The following is a 16,512-nucleotide window of genomic DNA, read 5'->3' on the forward strand; positions in this document are numbered from 1 at the left end:
GCATAAGCGGTGACGACCTTGGGAGGATCGATCATGGCCGCCGAAGTACCGCTCTGGACCCCGACACAAGACCAGATTGATGCCGCGCCCTTGACCGCTTTCATGAAGGCCGCGGAGGCGAAAGCCGGCGCAGCGTTTCCTTCCTATTCCGAGCTTCACCGCTGGTCGGTCGAGGACCGCGAGGCATTCTGGAGCCTGGTGTGGGATTTTTCCGGCATTGTCGGCGAAATGGGCGAGCGCACCTTGGTCGACGGCGACAAGATGCCCGGCGCATCGTTCTTCCCCGATGCCACGCTGAACTTCGCCGAGAACCTGTTGAAGAAGGCCGGCGCGGGCGAGGCAATCGTGTTTCGCGGCGAGGACAAGGTCGAACGGCGGCTGTCCTGGAGCGAACTGCATGGCCTGGTCTCGCGCCTGCAGCAGCTTTTCCTGTCGCTCAAGGTGAAGAAGGGCGACCGCATTGCCGCGATGATGCCCAACATGCCGGAGACCATTGCCGCAATGCTGGCCGCGGCCTCGATCGGTGCCGTCTGGTCTTCCTGCTCCCCCGATTTCGGCGAGCAGGGCGTGCTCGACCGCTTCGGCCAGATCGAACCTGTCGTCTTCATCGCGCCCGACGGCTATTGGTACAATGGCAAGGCGATCGAGGTCGCCGACAAGATCGCGGCGGTCGCGGCCAGGCTCGGCACCGTCCGCAAGGTCCTGGTCGTCGACTACCTCGGCACCTCTGCCGATGTGGCCGCGACCATCGACAAGGCCGTGGCGATGGAAGAGGCGCTCTCGCCCTTCGCCGTCAAGCCCGTCACCTTCGAGCCGCTGCCGTTTTCGCATCCGCTCTACATCCTGTTTTCGTCCGGAACCACCGGCGTTCCCAAATGCATCGTCCATTCGGCCGGCGGTACGCTGATCCAGCATGTCAAGGAACACCGGCTGCATGCCGGCCTCATCGACGGCGATCGCTTCTTCTATTTCACCACCTGCGGCTGGATGATGTGGAACTGGCTGGTGTCGGGCCTCGCTTCGGGCGCGACGCTGCTGCTCTATGACGGCTCACCCTTCTACCCCGACGGCAACACGCTGTTCGATTTCGCCGATGCCGAGAAGATGACCTTCTTCGGCACTTCGGCCAAGTTCATCGATTCGGTGCGCAAGGCTGGTCTCAAGCCGATCCGCAGCCATGATCTGTCGACGGTGCGGGCGATCTCCTCCACCGGTTCGCCGCTGTCGCCCGAGGATTTCCGCTTCGTCTATGACGGCATCAAGAAGGACGTCCATCTCGCCTCGGTTTCCGGCGGTACCGACATTGTCTCCTGTTTCGTGCTCGGCGTGCCCATCGAACCCGTCTGGAGCGGCGAGATCCAGGGGCCTGGCCTTGGCCTGGCCGTCGACGTCTGGGACGATGACGGCAGGCCGGTCCGCCAGGAGAAGGGCGAGCTGGTCTGCACCAAGGCTTTTCCGGCGATGCCGATCGGCTTCTGGAACGATCCCGAGGGCAAGAAATACCGGGCCGCCTATTTCGAGCGTTTCGACAATGTCTGGTGCCATGGCGATTTCGCCGAATGGACCGGCCATGGCGGCATGATCATCCACGGCCGCTCGGACGCCACGCTCAACCCGGGCGGCGTGCGGATCGGAACGGCGGAGATCTACAACCAGGTTCAGCAGATGCCGGAGATCCTGGAGGCACTGTGCATCGGCCAGGATTTCGACAATGACGTGCGGGTCGTGCTGTTCGTGCGCCTTGCAGCCGGCGTGCAGCTCGACGAGGAACTCGAAAAACGCATCCGTGCGAAAATCCGCAGCGGCGCCAGCCCGCGCCACGTGCCGGCCAGGATCGTCGCGGTGTCAGACATTCCCCGCACCAAGTCTGGCAAGATCACCGAGCTCGCAGTACGCGACGTGGTCCACGGCCGCGTCATCAAGAACAAGGAAGCGCTCGCCAATCCAGAGGCACTGGAGTTGTTCCGCGACCTGCCGCAGCTGGCAGACTAGAGACGGCGCGGCAGCACCCGCTAGCGGGCATCGTCGGCGGGAATAAACGTCACTGTTTCGACGGTCAAGTAACGCCAATTCGCTTCCATGTTGGAAATTCCCCTCTAGTTCACTTTCCTGAGCTTGAGGGAGAGAAGGCTTTGAGTTCTTTCAAAATTTGTGTCTCTGTGCCTAAGCGGGTTGGACGGGCCAGAATATGGCGGGTTTGAGCTGTTTGGCGCCGCAATGGTCACGCTTTCTTAGTTGAAATTTGATGGTCGAAGATAGAGATATTGCTAGATTTTATTGCCTTAAGCATCAGTTGAAGACAAGGTAAGCTACGCCGCGTTCTAACGGGAAACATTGAGTGGGGATAAGTCTAGATAGCAACTTCTGGATCGCGGGATACCGGCCCGTTGTCTTCAAAGAGGCGCTGCGGGGGTTCGGAAGAACAGAATCGCCGACCAATTTGATTGATCTAAAATCGGTTTTTCCGATGCGCCGCGATGGGGCGATTGTGTTTGAAGAATGCTTTGATAGAGGACTCATTGACCCAGAGACCCTCAAAGCCACCGAGATAGGAGAAGCGATTGCTCGCGCGAAGGCACAACAGCGAACGCCTCTCGCGAAGGCTCTAACATTGCTAAACGACTTCCTCCGCCGCGTGAGTGAACTTAATCAAGGCCAGCGAAGCGTTAGATTTGTCAACAAGGTCTGGCTTTTCGGCAGTGTCATGAGGGAGCAAGAAAGTGTTGGCGACATTGACCTAGCGCTTGAGACGGTCCGACGACCGGAGTTTGTTGGCAACTATGAGGAAATGCAGCGTCATCTCAACAAAATCTTATCCACCTATCCCGAGGCTCCAAAATATTGGGATAGGCGTTGGGCGAAGGAAAGTTGGGTTACGAATCGTGCTCTATACGGCTCCCGTAGGCACCCTCTTCTTGCCGGTGTACAAGATGGTATTGAAAATCTTGCCTCCTTGGGTGTTCCCTGCCGTCTGATCTTTGACCGGGAGAGAGGTGGGCAGGTCAATGACCCCATTCTGCCTCGCCATCCTCAGTCAACCGGACGCGATGGAGAGCACAATTTGCCTGCAGAAATGCCAGATTTAACGCCACGTACAATTCGGCCAATGGATGCCCGATGGGTTGCCGGGTTTTCGACGTGGGGGATGGTTTCGCCATACCATATCTTTAGGGGTTGGACTGATGACGCGCATAAGCTGTTTCCGCACTATCCCGAGGGTTTGCGCATTGTAGGTGACAATTTTCGTCTGAACGACGATTTCTGGAAACCTAAACGGCTAAAGATTGGAGGCCTTGATGGACGTAGCGCTGTCTGTGTGATCAACGCAACGCAATGGTGGGGGACCAGTGTAGTTCTTCGACGTAAAATTGATACCAATCGAACAGCTTGGACTCTCAATGCAAGCTTTGGCGATCTCGAACTCCATCGGAGTCGTAAATGGGTTGAACTCACCACATTGCCGGACATCGCAGCTGCAATATCTCTCATCCTGGCCGTCGATGCTGAGCGGATGCTCCGTCGTGCTGCCGAAGTGTCAGTAACAACAACCGTCCGGATTGAGCTGACGGAGAGCGAAATAAGCGAAGATCTGAAATCTCACCTCGTGGAGCCTGTACGCAATTTTCTAAAAAGTCGCGCGATCCGCATTGAGCCTCTAGACTGGCAAGGTCCGCGTGTGGAGATCGCTTAGCCGCCTCCCCGCCCGGCATGGTTAACCAAATATGTCGTGCGAATTTACCTAGATTTCATGAGTGGTACACATTCGTAAATTTTCCGCGGCGCCGGTAAGGACTTGTTAAGGCCCGGCGTCGATAGTCGCATGTAACTTGAGGGAGAAATCCCGTTCCTCAGCCCCCGGAGGATCTGAATTCGCTCAAGCCCCGTTGTGACAGCAATTCCATCTCTAAGGCGTCCTTTGGGCGCCTTTTCTTTTTGCCGGAATTGGCTGCTGGCTGCCCGACCTTCTGGCTGCCCGACCTGTTATTCAGCGAGCACCCTGGTCGACGGGAAAGCGACCTCGACAAGCGTTCCTTCTCCCGGCGTCGAATTGATGGTGAACCGGGCGCGGTTTGCCTCCACCATGGCCTTGGTCAGCGGCAGGCCCAGTCCGGTGCCGTCGCCACGCCCGCGCTTCAGGGCGTTGATCTGCTTGAACGGCTTCAATGCCTGCTCGATCTCGGCCTGGCTCATGCCGATGCCTGTGTCGCGCACCCGCATGACGACGTCGCCCGAGGTCTCATAGGCGGTCGAGACGATCACCTGGCCGCCGGCCTGGGTATAGCGGATGGCGTTGGACAGGATGTTGAGCGCGATCTGGCGCACGCTGCGCAAATCGGCCACCACTTCCGGCAGCCGCGAGGCGAAGCTGGAGCGGATGATGACGCGCTCGCGGTTGGCCTGCGGCTGCATCATCGCCACCGTCTCGGCCAGCGTGTCGTTAAGCGACACCGCCTCATAGGCCATCTCCTGCTGGCCGGCCTCGATCTTGGAGATGTCGAGCAGGTCGTTGACCAGATCCAGCACATGGTTGCCCGAGCGGTTGATGTCGCGCAAATAGTCGCGGTAGCGGTCATTGGCGACAGGCCCGAACTTCTCGTCGACCATCAGTTCGGAAAAGCCGATGATGGCGTTGAGCGGCGTGCGGATCTCGTGGCTGATGCGGGCGAGGAAATCGGTCTTCTGCGAGGAGGCGCGTTCGGCCACCGCACGCGCCTGGGTGAGATCCTCCTCCGCCCGCTTCCACTGGGTGATGTCGCGCACCACGGCGCAGAAGCCGCTGTCGTTGGGCAGCCGGCCGATGGTCATGAACAGCGGGATGAAGCGACCCTGCGCCTCGCGCCCGATGACCTCGCGGCCGTCATTCAGGACGCTCGCCACGCCCGGTTCGGACAGTCCGGTGAGATAGTCGCGCGCCGCCCGCTGGCTTTCGATGGCAAACAGCGATGCGAACGGTTTGCCGGTCACCTCGTCGCTGTCGAAACCGAACAGCGCTTCGGCCGGGCGGCTGATCGAGCGGATGGTGCCGTCAGTGCCGATCAGCACGACACCGTCGGTGGCGGTATCGATGATGGTGCGCATTTCGGCGATGCGCGCCTTGAGTTCGGAAATGTCGGGCTGTGTAGGCTCATCACCGACCACATGCAGAGCTACAGGCGTCTCATCCTCGCCGGAACGGCGCACGACCAGCATCAGTGCCTTTCCGTCGCGCCAGGGAACGGAGCGCAGGATGGCGTCGATCGGAAATTCCTGCCCATCGCGCGTCTTCAGCCGCAGCGCCCGGTCGCTGCCGTCGGAGACGCCGTCCTCGGCGTAGGGGTCGGCAAACAGCGCGCCCAGGCCGCCGGCATCCTCGAGATCGTCCAGCGCGGCGTAGCCGGTCAGGTTCAGGAATTCCTCATTCGCGTAGTGCAACTGGTCGCCCGAATGAATGAGCAGTGGCACCGGCAGCTTGCCGAGCAGCAAGGTGTCCGGAGCCTTGCTTTCGTCGCCGACGGAAAATGCAGACGGCGTGAACCCTTCGGTCTTGAGCGGTGGCACCTGCAGGCGCGGCCGCTCGGCGTGGGCCTCTGCCCCGTCACTGGCCGCCTGCACGTCGGGCGCGGCGCCTTCCTCGCTGCCGGCCCAATCCTCATTGTCCTCGGCGTCGCGAAAATCGGCTGACGTCATGCTGTCGTCGTCGACAGGCTCATGCGTCATGTCCGCGCCAACCGGTTCGGCGTCCGTCGCGACAGGCTCGGTGCTCTCCGGTTCCGCCGCTGCCGGTTCGGAGACGGCAGGCTCGTCATTGTCCGCGACGGGGCCGGGTTCGCTCTGGTCGGCATAGTCGAGCAGCGAGCCGGTTGCGCCGGGCGAGGTGTCGTCTTCCGCACGAACTGCTTCGTCCACGCCGTCGAGCCGCGCAAGATCCGCTTCGTCCTCGGCGTCCACCTCGGTCTCGGAGGGCTCGGCCAGGGCCGGGTCGCCTTGGGGCTCTGTCGCCGGGTGTTCGCCGGCATCCTTCGGCTCTTCGGGTGGCGTTGCGGTATCTGCCTCCGAAACCCCGCCGGCCGCATCGACTGGAGCGTCCGTCCTCGCGGTCGGCGCCTGTGCTTCCGCCACGGGTTCAGCGGGTGCCGCCGCCGCCGGCTCCGCGGGGTGGCTTTCGACGCCGGGCTTTTCAGCCTCCGGCGGCTCGGCCGTCGAACTGTCCTTCTTCAGCCGTTCGCCGATCTCGCGAAACGCACTGCGTTCCAGGGTCGACAGCCCCTTGTCATTGACCGGCTGCCGGTGTTCAGCCAGCCGGATTACCTTGTCGGCAAAGCGCCGCTCCGGTTTCGGCACGATGGTCAGCGCCGGTACCTCGCCCTTGAACGGATCCGCCTTCGGTTCGCCGGCTTTCGGCTCTTCAGCGGCAGGTTCGACAGCTTCCGGCGCCGCCGGAGCCTTGCCGTTGGGCATAAGTGCCATGCCGATCGCTTCGGGGTCGACGACGGCGTCGCTGGGGCGGGCAACGCCGAAGCCGCGAAAGCCTTCGAAAGCGCGGCTGCGGCCATACACAGGCAAAGCCGCGAGGTCGACGGGGATCTTCAGGTCGGTGCCGACGACCGGCCACAGCGCGGTGCGGCCGGACCAGGTGTCGCGCCGCTCCAAAAGGCCGGCGATCTCGCCGGACGCATCGAGACCGAAGGCCGCCGCGACATCCCTGAAGCGCCGGCCGATCACATCGGCGGCCGGCTGGCCGACGATATCGGCGAACTCCGGTGACAGCGTGCTGAATTTACCTTCGGCGTCGGTGCGCCAGACGAAACGCATCGGCGCCGCCGAGCGGTCTATCGTCCTGGCAGCCGGGGTTGCGGTCGGGACAGTCGGGGAGGTTGCCTGGATGCCATCCGCTCCGCTTTTTTCGACGGCAGCGTCAGCGGCGGTCTGTCCCGGCACGGTTTCCGGGTCGGGCGCCGCAGGCGCGGGCCGCCCATCGTCCTCGTCGGCATTGAAGTACCAGTGGTCGTGCTGCGACGGCGTTCCACCTGTCGGCGGCTGGTCGCTGTTTGCCGCGACCGGTGTCTGCCCGGCCGTTTCCGCGCTCTCCCGCGCTGCCGGTTCCACTATGTCTTCAGCGGCGGCTCCGGCACGGCCGGGTTCTTGGCCCACCGTCTCTGCCTGCGGCTCGTTGTCCAGCTCGGGTTGGGATTGCACGGCGGCGCCAGCGGCCACTCCGTCGGAGCGGTCGTCCGCCGGCGCTCCTTCGGTGGCGCCGCTCTCCTCGAGCTGATTCTCGTCGATCACCACCAGGAGATGACGCTCCGGCGTCAGCCGGGCGAGGCCGGCCGGGTAGGATGTCTTGCCGCCCGGAACGAGGCGCTTGACGATGCGCTCGCTCTCGGCAGCCACGTCGGCCACCAGGGCCGCGAGCGTCTCGGGCTGGATGCCGAGCGCCGCAAAGCCCTCGGACGCTGCCTCGACCTTGCCTTCGGCATCGATGAAGGCAATGAAATGACCGTCTTCGGTAAACCCACTGATCGCCCGGTTGGCGATTTCGGCGGCACTGCGCGAACCCGTCTGGGCCGCCGGCACCGCCAGCATGATCGCCTTCTCGTCATCGGGCAGCGTCACGGCGCTGGCAAGGAAGCCGGCGGCGCGGCTGGTCATTCCGGTTGCCAGCCGGACCGTGATGGCACGGTCGCTGCCGATCTCGGGAAAGCCGCTGGTCGCCATGATCTGGCGGCGGGCGATCAGCGGCAGCCGCGCCGACGCGCCGATGATGGCTTCGATGTCGGGATAGCCGAACGCGGCGGCACCCGGCCCATTGGCCCAGATCACCTGTTCCAGATCCACCGACAGGATCGCGATCGCGTCGCCGGCGGCAAACCGCTGGCGGACCGCGTCGAGCACGGCGACATCGAGGAAGGAGTATTCGGACGGCATGCGCTTGGCGAACCCTCACGGAGCGGCGAAATTTGCAGTTAACACTTTGTTAATAAAAGCCGGAGGCGCGAAGGTCCACAAGCCAGAACGTGCAAAGGCTGGAATTTGGGCTTTTGGTTAACGGCGGAAAACAATTTTTTTGTGCAGTGCAACAAAGATATTGCAATGCACAAAAATTGCCTTTATATTGCCATCATACATGAACGAGACGGCTTTCTGTCAAAGCCGCTGCCGCTGAAAAGGATGGAAAATGTCCAGGACCAAGACCGCCGAGACGATCGAAAACGTTGAATTCCCGAGCTTCGACGCTTCCAAGGCCACCGACCAGATCCGCGCTTTCGCCGAAAAGGGCGTTGAGCAGTCGAAAGAGGCCTATGCCAAGCTGAAGACCGGCGCCGAGGAGACCCAGAAGGCTCTGGAGTCGACCTACGAGACCGCCAAGACTGTTTCCGGCGACCTGTCGCTCAAGACCATCGCGGCGCTGCGCGCCAATGCCGAAGCCGGCTTCTCGCACCTTGAAGCCCTGATCGGCGCCAAGTCGCTGTCGGAAGTCGTCGAGCTGCAGACCGCTTTCCTGCGCAAGCGCGTCGAGATGACCGTCGAGCAGGCCAAGGACTTCCAGGCTGTTGCCTCCAAGGCGGCCGAAGACGTCTCCAAGCCGATCAAGACCGCCTTCGAGAAGGCCGTGAAGGACATTAAGGCTGCCTAATATTTGCGCTTGGTTGGAAGATGCAACAAAAGGTCGCGTTTTCTTCAAGCCAACAAAGCGTATGATGACAGCCATCAACGAATACCCGGCGAGTGGAACCTCCTCCCTCTGCTTCCCGGGGTGACCGGCCAGCACCTCCTCCCGCTGGCTCGTAACAGGAAAAGGCCGGCACCTCCTCCCGCCGGCCTTTTTCTTTGCCCGGCGAAACCAGCGTCGTTGCGGCGAGATGTGGGGAACTGCCCTTTGCTTTCCAAAAGCCTTGAATTAGAATCCATAAGCCCGTAAGGACGCATCGCCGAACGACAGAGCAGATCGTCGGGACTTCCCACCCCGATCTGCTCAGGCAAACGTGCCGTTGTAGCTCAGATGGTTAGAGCGCCGGATTGTGGATCCGGAGGTCGCTGGTTCGATCCCAGCCAACGGTACCATAGATTTTATCAATAAATTCAGCATCTTGCCGCATGACGTATGGGCCGCCATTGCGGTTTTTCATGTTGCATCGTGTTGCAACGGGCTACCATTGATTTCCGAGGGTTTCCTGTCAGACTCGGCGAGTCCATGCGACATGAATTGCGACATGGGAGGGCAAGCACCAAAAGAACCTAAACAGCACCGGAAGCCATGGACTTCTGATGAGGTGAAAATACTGAAGCAGCTCGCAAAGGAGAATACGCCGACGAGAGTGATCGCTCTCAAGATGGAGCGCACACCGGCCGCGATCCAGGGCAAAGCTTCGGATGAAGACATTTCGCTGAAGCCTGTTAATCAGAGCCCTTACGGCAGTAAGAAGCAACCGAAATGAGAGATAAGCCCGCCACCGTGAGGCAGCGGGCCAAAGATGCAAATTTGCAGGTTTGATCAGGCCTGAGCGACGATGTCGTCGACAAGGCTCTTGAGGATCATGATCTCGCTGACCTCATCGTCTGTATTCCAGAGACGCCGAACTCGCACCTTCGCCAGCAAGCCCTCCAGGCTCTGTGCGCGAGTCCGCATGACACGCTGAAACGCGTGAGCCGTCGCCGCGGCTTTCTTGGCCTCCTTCTTTTCGGCCTTGCCTATGCGGGCTTGTAGGCGATCAGCATCCGCCTCGAGCTCCGCAGTCCTTGTCGTCGCCCTCTGGCGCCGCGCGTCGGCGGCGTTGAACTCGGCCTCCAGCCGCAAGAGATTTGCGTCCCGCTTTCGCTTGCCTACCACGTTCATGGGCCGTGCTCCTTCACAAGGAAGGCCAGGGCCGCTTCCAGCGTGTTCTCAGCGCTAGAGCAGACAATGCAATCCTCTTGAAGTGTGTAGCGGATCGCCTCTGCCACGCCGCGAAGGCTTGTCGCCGGCGGGCAATCATGCCAAAGCCTATCGTGCGCCGGCCCATAGGTGGCCATGACATGACTTTCCTCGTTTTCTACATCGATCAGCTCGCTAGGGATCGCGGCAAAAGCAGCCATCCCCGCACGGTAGTCGGCGATCGCATCCGCAAGCGGATCGGGAGCGACCACCGAGACCGCCGTTGCATCCTGCGTGAACGAGATCGGACCCGGGTACGTCGATGGTTTGACGTGAGCAATCCAATGAGACTTGTCGTCCGGTGGCGTCATGAAGCCGTCATCGCGGCCGACAATTCATAAGTGAGGCGAACGGCCCGTTCGTCCTGAGCCTCATCGGTAGACGAGGCAATTGACCTGCCTGCCTTCGCTCCAGCAGCAAGCCGCCTGACATCTGCGATGCACACGTGGAGGCGACCGTTTCGTGGAACGCTGGCAAAAGCTCGATCGGATAAGCCAGGAGCAATATCAGGCCGGTAACATGTCCGGCCACTAGTCGACGCGTTCGGCCATGTCCGATATGGCCAAGAGCATCGAACGCGGTCCGCAGCTTGAATCCCTACTGGCAAACCGCAAGCGCGAGCTCGGGATCCACAGCGATTCTGGCCGGCGCCTCGGCGAGGAACTCGCATTCAGCCATGGCATCGTTAAGGGGCGGGGCATTGGGATCTAAGGCATGCCGATTTGCCGCCGTTTCAACGCCTTAGGCGGCTGAGGCGACAACCTGATTGTCTCCGGCATGGGTTCGTCCTGTCTGTCCAGCAGAATTCAGCAAAAACCACTGAAGTGCAGGCAAGCTATGCCCGAGCCGGATCATATCATGCGCCTCAAAACCGTCCTTGCCCGGACCGGCCTGTCCCGTTCAACCATCTATCGCAAGATCGCCGAAGGCTCGTTCCCGGCCCAGATCAAGATAAGCATCACTGGGGCGGGCTGGCGGGAATCCGATGTGAACCGATGGATCGCTGATCCCGTTGCATGGCGAAAAGAGCGTTAGCTTTGATTGCGAGACAAACGAACGCCAGGGCCGCCGCCATTCTCTGGAATGAACTCTATCCCAGCGGCTTCAAATGTGGTCCGGAGTGCTGTGACGGTAGTGCCCTTGAGTTGCTCTCCCCGCTCAAACCGGGCGACCGTATCAGGCGAAACTCCAGCATTCCGAGCCAAGTCTCTCGTCCCCCAACCGAGGGCAACCCGCGCCATCTTGCACTGGATGATGTTCATTTCGTAACAGCGTTACGATTTATGTTGATCTGCTTCGCCACTTGAGATATCGTAACCCTGATACGATTATGGGAGTCGCTTACTGCGGCTGCTGATGGTGTTACGACCACCCTCAGCAGCCTTGCCACGCCCCAAGCTGTTAGGAGCTCGGATCATGACTGATTCCGACAGTAGCACGAGTTTGCCTTTCGTCACCTATAGCCGGCGCGATCGGCAGACGGCAAATGCGTCTGAGAGTTTCGACGATAAAGACCCCGCGATTCTACTGCTACGAGGCTGGTTGCGGGCACAGCATGTTTCGCGGGTTCTATGCCGACTTCAGCAGCGCCTGGAGAGGCGCATTCTCGACGCTGTAGACCCGGAAGCAAAAGGTACGAAGGCCGGCTATTCGATCGCTTGCCAAGCGGAGGTCGAGGCCACGACCGCTGCCTTGAAGCTCCAAGACAAACTTCCCCACATACATGCGCAATCGCTTCTTGGCGTCGTCGCCAAGCTCGAAGTCATCGCCGGCGCAGACCGCGACATCGACGATCCAACGGACTTTCCCTGGCCGCATATTGCTTCGGTCCTTGCCGACTTGAAGGAAATCGCCGGGAGCCTGCCACTTGAGCGGCCTGAGCGAACCGTCGTTCAGGCGGACTGCAGGCGATATCAAGCGATGGCGGCCGACCTGATCGGTCTGGAAAAGCGGACCGCCTTCCTTCATTTGGGCCGTGGCTCCCAGTTTTTGCATAGACGCGGAATAGAGAAAGAAACTCAGCGATAGGATACGGGATTTGGCGCTGAGCGATTTCGGAGACCCTGTTCCAATGCAGATAGGACTGAGCGGGAATGGTGAAAGCAGCGCGGTACGTTGCGGGACGCGCGCTGAGCGCAAGGCCGTGAGCGATCTGTTTTCGCGTCAGCGCGCCATTGATGAAGAATTCTTGGAACGATCAGCCCGCTTGTTCGCTTGCTAGAGGCACGCATGGGGCGGTCGCTGTCAACGGAGGATGCTCGGCAAATCGTCGAAAATCTCGGCGGCTTCTTCCGTATCCTCTTTACCTGGGACAGGATTGACCGAGGAAAATAGCTGCCGGTTCGTCCACCCGACAGATCGAAGGTCGAGGCCGTGGTGAAGCTGTTCTCCTTGGAGACGAGCCAGACGACCATGGCGGCGGCCTCGTCGACCTCCAGCAGGCGTCCGCGCGGGATGCGCGAGCGCATGTATTCGATGTGCTCGGCCGGCAGTTGTTCGAGGATGCGCGTCTGCGCGGTGGCCGGCGAGATGCAGTTGACCGCGATGTCGTACTGGGCCAGTTCCTTGCCGAGCGACTTGGTCATGCCGATGACGGCGGCCATGACCGAGCGCTTCCGACTTGGTGCACCTGCCGGGCGGGCCGCCTCAACCGAGTAGGTCGGCCGCGACTTCGAGCGTGTTGCGGAACGACGTCTCGATATGGTGTTCCATCGCTTGCGCTGCCCCCTCGGCGTCATGGCGCTTGAGCGCGTCGAGGATGGCCTCGTGCTGCTCGATCGTCTGTTCGCCATAGCCGGGCTTGGGAATGGCGAGGTAACGGCCGCGATCCATCTGCGCCTTGGAGATGTCGACGGCGCGCCAGATCATCGGCAGGCCGCAGATCTCGGCGATGGTGCGGTGGAAGACATCGTCGAGTTGTATCGCGGTGGCATATCGGCCGCGCGATATGGCAAGCCGATGCGCCGCCATATTGTCTTCAAGCAGTTCGGCCGATGCCGGTGTCAGCTTGACGGCCGCGCGCCGCGCGCTCTCCATCTCCAGCGCCCGACGGATGACATAGGCTTCTTCCAGGTCGGCGCGGCTGATCGGCGCGACATAGGTGCCGGTCTGCGCCAGGATCTTGACGAGACCCTCGTCGCTGATGCGCTTGACGGCTTCCCGCACCGGTGTGCGCGAGACGCCGAGGGCTTCGGCGATCGCCACCTCGTTGATCACTTCCCCCGGTTTCATCTGACCGACGACGATCAGGTTGCGGATCTTCTGATAGATCTGATCGCGGAGCGGGAGAGCCCGATTGAGGGTCGAAGGATCCAGGTCCATGGCAAATCCGTGGCTTCGTTCACCAGAAATGATCAGATTATACTAGAATGTAAATCGCGATGCATCCAATGCGAGCCGTGGTTCGTCGACGATGGAAGGGGTTGCGCAGTCGCAATAGTCGCTATCCGCAGTGAGGAATTCGACCCGCAAGGGAAGGCTTGCACCGAGCCGCATGCCGATAGGCGAGCACTCCGGCCGAAGGCGGATCGCGCTCAGCCGGGCCGGCCTTCTCCGTCTTCCGCGGCGACTTGCGTGATTTAGCTGCTTAGCCGGGTCTGGCGGATCCAAGATGCTGCCGACGAGGATCGCATCCGCGAGGTCCGCGCTGCGGGCATTCAATCGAAGAAGCCGGCGTCCTCGTCCTTGAGACGTCTCTTCGCGCCCGCGGCATCGATGTCGAGGCCCAATCCGGGGGCCTCGAGCAGGTCGATCATCGAGTCCTTCACGATCTGCGTCGGCAGGCCAACAACGATATCCTCCCACCAGGGGTCGGAGGCGCTGGGATATTCGAAGGCGATATAGTTGGCGGGCAGTGTGGCGCAGACGTTGATCAGCGCGCCGAGGCCCAGCAGACCGTTTGCCGTGCCATGCGGTGCCATCATGATCGAATGCATGTAGGCATGCTCGGCCACCCATTTGAGCTCGGCGATGCCGCCGATATCGGCGGGGTCCGGGCCGATGACGCGGATCGCCTGTGTTTCGATCAGTTCCTTGAAATTATGGCGCAGGTAGATCTGCTCTCCCGTGTGGATGGGGGTGGAGGTGGATGTCGTGAGTTCGCGGTAAGCCTGCGGATTGACCCATGGCACGTAGTCGCCCGTCAGCATGTCCTCGAGCCACATCAGATTGTATTTTTCCACCGCCTGCGCGAAGCGGATTGCGTCCGGCAGGAACCAGCCGGGGCCGCAATCCAGGGCAAGGGAGACCTTGTCGCCGAGCACCTCCTTCATGGCGATGACGCATTCGACCATGTGCGCCATGCCGCGCTCGCTGATCTGGCCCTGGTCCATCGCGCCGTGATAGGTCGGCGGTTGGCGCACGCCATAGTGGAAGTCGGGCACGCTGGTCTTCATGTTGGAGTGGAAGGAGATGCCTTGCTTGACCATGAAGAAGTTTTCCGGCCGCTCCATCATCCATTTGACGTCGGCCGCGTAGTCTTCGGGCTGGTCGCCGGTGCGCTTCTTGCGGATCGAGCCGTTATAGACCCGCACCTTGTCGCGCACCTTGCCGCCGAGCAGCTTGTAGACCGGAACGCCTGCCGCCTTGCCGGCGATGTCCCAGAGCGCGTGCTCGATGGCACTGACGGCGGCACCGTAGGGCTTGAACGAACCGCGCTGGCGGATCTTCAGCATGCAGCGTTCGACATCGGTCGGGTCTTCACCGATCAGCGCCTCGCGAAAATGCAGGACCCAGGGTTTGAGATAGGGCTTGGTGTACTCTGCCTCGCCCAGGCCATAGAGGCCTTCATCGGTCACGATGCGGACGATGGGATGTTTGCCGATGACGGCGCACCGGAGATCGGTGATCTTCATGACGTCCTCTATTTCACCGACGAGAAGGCGGTTGGCGCGAGAAACTGGCTGGAAATATTGACCAGGATCGGGCCATCGCGCTCGGACTCGTCGCGGACCTCGAGCCATGCCGGATCGGTGGTGAAGGCCTTCCATTTCACTTCGCGCTCGGCAAGGGATTCCCAGGCGACGAAATACGTCAGTCGATTGCTGCTTTCGCCGACCACCGTGGTGAAGAAGCCGGCCTGGCGGATGCCATGCTTATCCCACAGCGCCAAGGTATGGTCGTTGAAACGCTTGAGCAGCGCCGGCAGCTGGCCCGGCAGGCAGTCGTAAATGCGAAGTTCGTAGATCATGGTCGATCCTTGTGTTCACCTCTCCCTCCTGGAAGAGGTGTAGAGTCAGCTCCAGGTCCGATCCCAGGAATATTCGTCATCCCAGTGATCGGTCGGTTGCCAGATGCCTTTGACGCCTTCCTGCAGGTGCTGGCTGATGACTTCGTCGACCACGTCGTCGATGCCCAGCCCCGGTTTGTCCGGCACGGCGATGAACCCGTCCTTGACCAGCGGCTTGGGCAGGCCCGTGACGATATCGTCCCACCAGTCCACTTCGACGCTATGATATTCGAGCGCCATGAAGCTTTCCGTCGCCACCGCGACATGCGCGGCGGCCATCGCGGCGATCGGGCTTTCCGCCATGTGGATGGCCATGGCGACGCCATGGTCCTGGGCAGCGTCGCCGATCTTCTTGGTCTCGAGGATGCCGCCCGAGGTCAGCAGGTCCGGATGGATGACCGAGATGCCGGCCTTGAGCAGCGGCACGAAGCCTTCCTTGAGGTAGATGTCCTCGCCCGTGCAGATCGGCACGGACGTCGCCTGCTGCAACTGGCTATACTGCTCGGTGTACTGCCAGGGGATCACGTCCTCGAGCCAGGCTGGGGCGTATTTCTCGATCCGCCGGGCGAGACGGATGCCGTCCTGCAGCGAAATGTGGCCGACATGGTCGATGGCGAGCGGGATTTCGTAGCCGATCACCTCGCGGACCTCGTGAATATATCGGTCGAGCAGGTCGATGCCCTTTTCGGTGAAATGGAGGCCGGTGAAGGGATGCGGCACGTTCTGCGCGTCATAGGCTGCGTTGCGCGCCCGGCGCTCGTCGAGCGTGCGTGCCCGGCCGCGAGCGGCATGCCCGCGGAAACCCTCGAGCACGCCGGCCGGCGCGACCACCGCGCCTGGGATGTGGGAGATCTGCGTCAGCCCGAGGTCCATCTTGAGGAAGGTGAAACCGAGATCCATCCGCGCCTTGAGCCGCTTGCCGGTCTCGGTGCCACTGGGCTTCTCCGCGTCTGTATCGCAATAGACACGCACCTTGTCGCGGAACCGTCCCCCGAGCATCTGGTAGATCGGCACGCCATAGGCCTTGCCGGCAAGGTCCCAAAGCGCGATCTCGACCGCCGAGACACCGCCACCCTGCCGCCCGTGGCCGCCAAATTGCTTGATGCGGCGGAACAGCCGGTCGACGTCGCAGGGGTTCTCGCCCAGCAACCTGCTCTTGAGCATCAGCGCATAGGTCGCGCTGGCGCCGTCGCGCACTTCGCCCAGGCCGACAATGCCCTGATTGGTGTAGATCTTGATGAGCGCGGAAGTGAACGGCGCGCCGACGATCTCGGCGACGCGCAGGTCGGTGATGCGCAGGTCGGAGGGTTTGGAGTTCGTGTTGACCCGATTGAGAGCCTCGCCGGCTCCGTCCGTCTTTGGCATGACTTGTCCTCGTTCTGGTCGGGGCTTG

At 61.4% G+C, this 16,512-nt stretch carries 14 protein-coding genes, 1 tRNA gene and 2 pseudogenes; 8 read left to right on the plus strand and 9 right to left on the minus strand.

Translation table 11 applies throughout. The features are described 5' to 3' along the window. Positions 1 to 33: 33 nt before the first annotated feature. Together MESOP_RS12760 and MESOP_RS35030 are read left to right on the plus strand one after the other, a co-directional pair. A complete protein-coding gene (locus MESOP_RS12760; protein WP_013893740.1) occupies positions 34 to 1,992 on the plus strand; it encodes an acetoacetate--CoA ligase in 1,959 nt (652 codons plus the stop codon). A 346-nt stretch (positions 1,993 to 2,338) separates the two neighbouring features. Then, a complete protein-coding gene (locus MESOP_RS35030; protein WP_013893741.1) occupies positions 2,339 to 3,691 on the plus strand; it encodes a hypothetical protein in 1,353 nt (450 codons plus the stop codon). Positions 3,692 to 3,981: 290 nt separating this feature from the next. Here MESOP_RS35030 and MESOP_RS12765 read toward each other — a convergent pair whose 3' ends face one another. Next, the gene (locus MESOP_RS12765) at positions 3,982 to 7,905 is read right to left on the minus strand and encodes a PAS domain S-box protein (protein WP_013893742.1); all 3,924 of its coding nucleotides are present in this window, start codon (positions 7,903 to 7,905) and stop codon (positions 3,982 to 3,984) included. 250 nt (positions 7,906 to 8,155) lie between these two features. Between MESOP_RS12765 and MESOP_RS12770 the strand changes: the two genes are divergently transcribed. The 3 genes from MESOP_RS12770 to MESOP_RS35580 all read left to right on the plus strand — a co-directional run bounded on the left by MESOP_RS12770 (position 8,156) and on the right by MESOP_RS35580 (position 9,416). Then, positions 8,156 to 8,614 (plus strand): phasin, encoded by a 459-nt coding sequence (locus tag MESOP_RS12770; RefSeq protein ID WP_013893743.1) that lies wholly within the window; start codon positions 8,156 to 8,158, stop codon positions 8,612 to 8,614. Between the two features lie 351 nt (positions 8,615 to 8,965). Next, positions 8,966 to 9,042, plus strand: a tRNA-His gene (locus tag MESOP_RS12775). 149 nt (positions 9,043 to 9,191) lie between these two features. Next, entirely contained in the window at positions 9,192 to 9,416 is a 225-nt protein-coding gene (locus tag MESOP_RS35580) for a hypothetical protein (protein WP_167313550.1), read from the plus strand. Positions 9,417 to 9,472: 56 nt separating this feature from the next. Here the strand turns inward: MESOP_RS35580 and MESOP_RS12785 are convergent, their stop codons facing one another. Beyond that, positions 9,473 to 9,775, minus strand: a complete 303-nt coding sequence (locus tag MESOP_RS12785; protein ID WP_167313551.1) for a hypothetical protein — start codon at positions 9,773 to 9,775, stop codon at positions 9,473 to 9,475. Between the two features lie 35 nt (positions 9,776 to 9,810). Next, entirely contained in the window at positions 9,811 to 10,203 is a 393-nt protein-coding gene (locus tag MESOP_RS12790; RefSeq protein ID WP_013893746.1) for a hypothetical protein, read from the minus strand. A gap of 133 nt (positions 10,204 to 10,336) precedes the next feature. Here MESOP_RS12790 and MESOP_RS36745 point away from each other — a divergent pair. Next, positions 10,337 to 10,603 (plus strand): annotated as a pseudogene (locus tag MESOP_RS36745) (hypothetical protein); the annotation flags it as partial. 126 nt (positions 10,604 to 10,729) lie between these two features. Further along, positions 10,730 to 10,927, plus strand: a complete 198-nt coding sequence (locus MESOP_RS12795) for a helix-turn-helix transcriptional regulator (protein ID WP_013893747.1) — start codon at positions 10,730 to 10,732, stop codon at positions 10,925 to 10,927. On the opposite strand, the gene MESOP_RS36155 is transcribed toward MESOP_RS12795, so the two are convergent. Beyond that, on the minus strand, positions 10,924 to 11,154 hold the full coding sequence (locus tag MESOP_RS36155; RefSeq protein ID WP_245265078.1) for a helix-turn-helix domain-containing protein: 231 nt from the start codon (positions 11,152 to 11,154) through the stop codon (positions 10,924 to 10,926). The genes MESOP_RS12795 and MESOP_RS36155 overlap by 4 nt on opposite strands. Before the next feature lie 154 nt (positions 11,155 to 11,308). On the opposite strand from MESOP_RS36155, the gene MESOP_RS33580 reads away from it, so the two are divergent. Next, positions 11,309 to 11,920 (plus strand): hypothetical protein, encoded by a 612-nt coding sequence (locus tag MESOP_RS33580; protein ID WP_013893749.1) that lies wholly within the window; start codon positions 11,309 to 11,311, stop codon positions 11,918 to 11,920. Positions 11,921 to 12,231: 311 nt separating this feature from the next. Here the strand turns inward: MESOP_RS33580 and MESOP_RS33585 are convergent. From MESOP_RS33585 to MESOP_RS12825, 5 genes and pseudogenes are all read right to left on the minus strand, one after another. Continuing rightward, positions 12,232 to 12,492: pseudogene (locus MESOP_RS33585) on the minus strand (SDR family NAD(P)-dependent oxidoreductase); the annotation flags it as partial. A 46-nt stretch (positions 12,493 to 12,538) separates the two neighbouring features. Then, the gene (locus MESOP_RS12810) at positions 12,539 to 13,213 is read right to left on the minus strand and encodes a GntR family transcriptional regulator (RefSeq protein ID WP_013893750.1); all 675 of its coding nucleotides are present in this window, start codon (positions 13,211 to 13,213) and stop codon (positions 12,539 to 12,541) included. A gap of 335 nt (positions 13,214 to 13,548) precedes the next feature. Then, positions 13,549 to 14,745 carry a mandelate racemase/muconate lactonizing enzyme family protein gene (locus MESOP_RS12815; protein WP_013893751.1) on the minus strand — a complete coding sequence of 399 codons (1,197 nt, stop codon included), beginning with the start codon at positions 14,743 to 14,745 and terminating at the stop codon, positions 13,549 to 13,551. 8 nt (positions 14,746 to 14,753) lie between these two features. Continuing rightward, entirely contained in the window at positions 14,754 to 15,080 is a 327-nt protein-coding gene (locus MESOP_RS12820; RefSeq protein WP_013893752.1) for an NIPSNAP family protein, read from the minus strand. 45 nt (positions 15,081 to 15,125) lie between these two features. Next, entirely contained in the window at positions 15,126 to 16,484 is a 1,359-nt protein-coding gene (locus MESOP_RS12825; protein WP_013893753.1) for a mandelate racemase/muconate lactonizing enzyme family protein, read from the minus strand. Between the last annotated feature and the right edge of the window lie 28 nt (positions 16,485 to 16,512).

The organism is Mesorhizobium opportunistum WSM2075 (genome assembly GCF_000176035.2).
GTDB lineage: Bacteria > Pseudomonadota > Alphaproteobacteria > Rhizobiales > Rhizobiaceae > Mesorhizobium > Mesorhizobium opportunistum.

Excerpts from the sequence above, each read along its gene's own strand:
- MESOP_RS12760 (WP_013893740.1), top strand. The coding sequence starts at position 34 with ATGGCCGCCGAAGTACCGCTCTGGACCCCGACACAAGACCAGATTGAT.
- MESOP_RS12765 (WP_013893742.1), bottom strand. The coding sequence starts at position 7,905 with ATGCCGTCCGAATACTCCTTCCTCGATGTCGCCGTGCTCGACGCGGTC.
- MESOP_RS12770 (WP_013893743.1), top strand. The coding sequence starts at position 8,156 with ATGTCCAGGACCAAGACCGCCGAGACGATCGAAAACGTTGAATTCCCG.
- MESOP_RS35580 (WP_167313550.1), top strand. The coding sequence starts at position 9,192 with ATGGGAGGGCAAGCACCAAAAGAACCTAAACAGCACCGGAAGCCATGG.
- MESOP_RS12790 (WP_013893746.1), bottom strand. The coding sequence starts at position 10,203 with ATGACGCCACCGGACGACAAGTCTCATTGGATTGCTCACGTCAAACCA.
- MESOP_RS12795 (WP_013893747.1), top strand. The coding sequence starts at position 10,730 with ATGCCCGAGCCGGATCATATCATGCGCCTCAAAACCGTCCTTGCCCGG.
- MESOP_RS36155 (WP_245265078.1), bottom strand. The coding sequence starts at position 11,154 with ATGAACATCATCCAGTGCAAGATGGCGCGGGTTGCCCTCGGTTGGGGG.
- MESOP_RS33580 (WP_013893749.1), top strand. The coding sequence starts at position 11,309 with ATGACTGATTCCGACAGTAGCACGAGTTTGCCTTTCGTCACCTATAGC.
- MESOP_RS12810 (WP_013893750.1), bottom strand. The coding sequence starts at position 13,213 with ATGGACCTGGATCCTTCGACCCTCAATCGGGCTCTCCCGCTCCGCGAT.
- MESOP_RS12815 (WP_013893751.1), bottom strand. The coding sequence starts at position 14,745 with ATGAAGATCACCGATCTCCGGTGCGCCGTCATCGGCAAACATCCCATC.
- MESOP_RS12820 (WP_013893752.1), bottom strand. The coding sequence starts at position 15,080 with ATGATCTACGAACTTCGCATTTACGACTGCCTGCCGGGCCAGCTGCCG.
- MESOP_RS12825 (WP_013893753.1), bottom strand. The coding sequence starts at position 16,484 with ATGCCAAAGACGGACGGAGCCGGCGAGGCTCTCAATCGGGTCAACACG.